4 protein-coding genes and 1 pseudogene are annotated in these 4,094 nt (G+C 44.0%); 1 reads left to right on the top strand and 4 read right to left on the bottom strand.

What is annotated here, in order from left to right:
• Positions 1 to 171: 171 nt before the first annotated feature.
• The 4 genes from JDF658_RS12685 to JDF658_RS15055 form a co-directional block, all read right to left on the bottom strand.
• Positions 172 to 978 (bottom strand): methyltetrahydrofolate cobalamin methyltransferase, encoded by an 807-nt coding sequence (locus JDF658_RS12685; RefSeq protein ID WP_079907911.1) that lies wholly within the window; start codon positions 976 to 978, stop codon positions 172 to 174.
• A 28-nt stretch (positions 979 to 1,006) separates the two neighbouring features.
• On the bottom strand, positions 1,007 to 2,854 hold the full coding sequence (locus tag JDF658_RS12690) for an ASKHA domain-containing protein (protein WP_079907913.1): 1,848 nt from the start codon (positions 2,852 to 2,854) through the stop codon (positions 1,007 to 1,009).
• A 132-nt stretch (positions 2,855 to 2,986) separates the two neighbouring features.
• A complete protein-coding gene (locus JDF658_RS12695) occupies positions 2,987 to 3,292 on the bottom strand; it encodes a hypothetical protein (RefSeq protein ID WP_079907914.1) in 306 nt (101 codons plus the stop codon).
• A gap of 272 nt (positions 3,293 to 3,564) precedes the next feature.
• A complete protein-coding gene (locus tag JDF658_RS15055; protein WP_079907916.1) occupies positions 3,565 to 3,771 on the bottom strand; it encodes an MFS transporter in 207 nt (68 codons plus the stop codon).
• 112 nt (positions 3,772 to 3,883) lie between these two features.
• On the opposite strand from JDF658_RS15055, the pseudogene JDF658_RS12705 reads away from it, so the two are divergent.
• Positions 3,884 to 4,094 (top strand): annotated as a pseudogene (locus JDF658_RS12705) (selenide, water dikinase SelD); the annotation flags it as partial.

A 4,094-nucleotide genomic window follows, 5' to 3' on the forward strand; every position in this document is an offset into this window, starting at 1 on the left:
CAAATATATTAGGAAACAGGGTGGTTTTTTGTTGCCTTTTTTAAAAAACTAAACTAGAAAATATTGACCTTATGGTCTTGACATATTACCGTAGGTCTTTAAGTCTGCATTGCTAAATATGAATCACTTTGATTCTTTACAGGTGTCAACCACCTCCTGATTAAATCCGGTTTAAGCTTTAACCGGGCCTATTTTATTTTTCCGGTACGCATTGTAATACTTCCTGCAATACCGGTCGCGTCCAAGTAAGGCCTCTGTTGCGAGGAGGGTTGCCAGCATATCTCTGTTGCAGGGATCCATAATTGCAGAATCCATCCCGGCATAAAGGGCTATTGTTAAAAAGTTCTGGTTTATTACTTTGCGCAGGGGCATACCGAAAGATATATTGCTAAGACCTGAAGTAACCTTAATAGTGGGATATAATTCTTTTGCTTTCTTCAAAGTTTCTACGAAATTGAGAAGCGAGTTGTTGTCTGCGGAAAGGGCCAATACTAGCGGGTCAAGGTGGATACGGTCAGGAGTAATATCATACTTCAGGGCTTTTTCCACCATTATCCGGGTTATTTCGAGTCTGGTTTGAACATCCGCGGGAATCCCCCTGTTATCACAGGTCAGGGCAATTACCTGCCATTCAGTTCCCTGGATCAGAGGGTAAATAATTTCGCATTTATCGCCTTCGCCAGAAACCGAGTTAATAATACCAGGGCGTCTTGCATATTTGAAAACCTGTTCAATAGTTCTGGGATTTGGACTATCAATGCATAACGGTATATCAACGGCGTCCTGGACAATATTCATCAACCAGATTAATGTTTCAACTTCCTGTTCCGGGGCTGTACTTGCACAAACATCCAGGTAGTGGGCCCCTGCTTCAGCCTGATTAATGGCAAGATTGCGAATAAAGTCTTCATCCCTCTCCTCAATAGCCTTTTTGACGCTGGGAATAGTACCATTGATTTTTTCTCCTATAATAATCATTTTTTATCTCCCTCCCTCAATAAGATTTTCATAACCGAAAGTATGTCGAATCTGCAAAAATACTATTAAATTTGGGATAACTACCCAATTCAACAAATTCCACCCGGGCAGCAATCTCAGCCGCTCTGCGATATTCACTCGATGAAAGCAACGCCAGTCTGGCTCCAGTCCCTGCAGCGTTTCCAATCATTCTGATCCGATTTTCCAGCTCTAGCGGGATTAACCCTATAGCACACGCACTGTGAGGAGTTAGATAATTTCCAAAGGCCCCTGCCAGCAGAACTTCTTTAATATCGCTTGTCTTGACACCGAGAATTTCCATCAAAACCTTCACCCCTGCTGCTATCGCACCTTTTGCCAGCTGCAGTTGCCGGATATCACTCTGGGTAACCATAATCGGCCTGCCATGAGCAGTATTGTTTGCTTCAACCAGCAGGAATGCCGGTTGACTCTCATGTTTAACCAGATTTTCTTTAAATGCTTTCGCCCTGGGGTTAATTAATTTATCATATGGAAGGAGTTTCCCCCTCTTATCAATAATGCCCAGTTCCAACAGTCCTGCCACCGTATCAAGTAAAGCAGACCCGCAAATCCCCAGGGGCCTCCCTCCTCCAATCACAGTAAATTCTACCTTTTCCCCAAAATAAACATGATCAATAGCTCCTGCAGCCCCCCTCATACCACTGCTGATCTGGGCCCCTTCAAAAGCAGGCCCGGCTGCAGCAGAACAGGCCACCATTTTTTCTTTTGAGCCAAGGACTATTTCCCCATTGGTCCCAATATCTATGACCAGCTTTACTTCTTCACTTTGGTCTAATTCTGTTGCCAAAAGTACAGCGGTTGTATCGGCTCCAACAAAGCCTGCGATATTGGGTAGTACGAAAATCTTACCGGCCTGGTTGATGTCAATATTTAGTTCAGTAGCGTTTATTACCAGGGGTTCACTGACTGCTGCTACATAAGGCGATACCGCAATATACCGGGGACTTATGCCAAGAAAAAGATGATGCATACAGGTGTTTGCCGCAATAGAAACCCCGTAGATTTGATTTCTGCTTACCCCTGCTTTTTCTGCCCCTTCGCCGATAAGATCGTTTATTGCTTCTATAACAACAGCATGGAGTTTCCTCAGCCCGTCTGCTTCCTGAATGGTAAAATTGACCCGGGAAATAACATCAGCACCGAATTTTGTCTGCGGGTTAAGGGTAGAAACAACGCTTAACTCTTTTCCTGTATAAAGATCCAAAAGATAGCCTACAATGGTTGTAGTACCAATATCAAAAGCCATACCCAGCATAGTGCCGGTGGTATCCTGCTCCTCAATGCCTAAAAGTTTGTTACCATAAAGTACTGCTGTAAGGGAATGTTTCGACTTGCGCAGAGTTTCTGGCAGCTGCCGCAATAAAGAAATGTTGTTCTCTGGCTCACAATGGTTATAGCCATATTTGGCCAGACTATCCTTTAGCCGCTGCCAATCAGGACGATGGTCATGAAAGGAGGGCGGTTCGATTTGGATAAACATTTTCTTGAGATGGGGTTGAATGCGAAAAGATCTATCCTCAGAGGTTAATAAGATATTGTGTTGTAGTTTTTTGGTGGTTGGAACTTCCACAACCATGTTGCCTGTTATTTGCGTAAGACAAGCCAGGCGGATTCCTTCCTGTAAATCTTTAGAGTCAAGGAGCTCCTTCTCCCCAGTTGTTGGCTCACCCCCTCCCGTTAGGATTTTCACCCGGCATTTACCACATCTTCCCCTGCCACCACATGGAAAATCTACATCAAGCCCGGCCTCATGAATAGCATCCATCACGCTGCTGCCTTCCACTACTTCAATTACCAGGTCTCCTGGCTTAAAAACTACCTTGTAACGGCTCAAAATAATCCCCCCAACCTGCAGGCAAAGTTTTTCAGAATATACCTGTATATACAAGTTTGGCTGAAAAAAAATCCATCTGTAATGGACTTTTGACCTTATTCCCGGCGCCCCCCAAAAATTATATTGACATCTTCACTTTGATATTACCACGAGGTAACAACTTGCGTCAATCAGAAATTTGCAAATTATCTGGAAAAACAAAAAATGGCTGCTACGTTCTTCCGTTGCTCCCGCCTGACCCACATCTTCCCTCCTGGCACTTCCCACCAGAGGACTGAGGGCAAAAGGTTTAAACTCCAGTTCATGTAATTCTGTCGCTGCCTTCTCGTCTATTTGAGCCAGCTGGCGAAAGAACCAGCCATGAAGCTGTAGACCTCCATTCCCTTGCAGTGAACCTTCCTCGGTGCGGATAAGATGAAAAATGACTTTTTGCAGCAAGCATCTCTCCCCCCTTTCATGTTACTAATTCTACATTTTGACAATTTTCCCTTTAACGATAAATAAATTTACACTAACACAGTTCCCCGCAAAAACGAAAAGGCCGACTGCTCATTTATCGAGCAATCGGCTTAAAAAATCGCTAACCATCAGAGTATCAGTCAGGGGTATGGACGCTGTTTGGACCATTGTGTATAATAGCATTGTCAGCATCCACCAGATTTTATTGTTAAACCAGGAGATCAGTAAGAAAAATATACCGGAAAAAACAATTATACCTGAATAATGAATTTTAACCGCTGAGTTTTATCAGCTACAATCCCCCAGAAGGGTTGCATAAATAAGCCAACAAAAGGCCCTAAAGCGGAAATTAGTCCGATAAAATCTCCGTTTGCGCCCGCTTGCTCAAAATATAAAGGCAAGTAAGGTATTTGCAAGGCAATAATAGCATAGAGCAGAAAATAATATTGTTCAATGATGACTGGTACCGCATAGTTACCTCCGGTTACTGGTCTGTACTCATGCTATTATATCAAGTCTTGCCTGGGAAATAAATATGGTCTGCTGACCTATTTTACAGGAGGTGTTAATATGACTGAAAGAGTAGCCCTGACCAAACTGGCTGCCTGCGCCGGCTGAGCGGCCAAGCTCAGTCCTCAGGACCTGGCGCAGGTACTGCGCCATTTACCGCAAATAAATGACCCCAATGTCCTGGTTGGCACCAATACCGCCGATGATGCCGCTGTTTATCGTATCAATGATGAGCTGGCGATAGTCCAGACTGTCGACTTTTTCACACCCG

The organism is Carboxydocella sp. JDF658, from assembly GCF_002049395.1.
GTDB lineage: Bacteria > Bacillota.

Bases quoted from the DNA above. Each gene is read 5' to 3' on its own strand.
- JDF658_RS12685 (WP_079907911.1), bottom strand. From the start codon at position 978: ATGATTATTATAGGAGAAAAAATCAATGGTACTATTCCCAGCGTCAAA.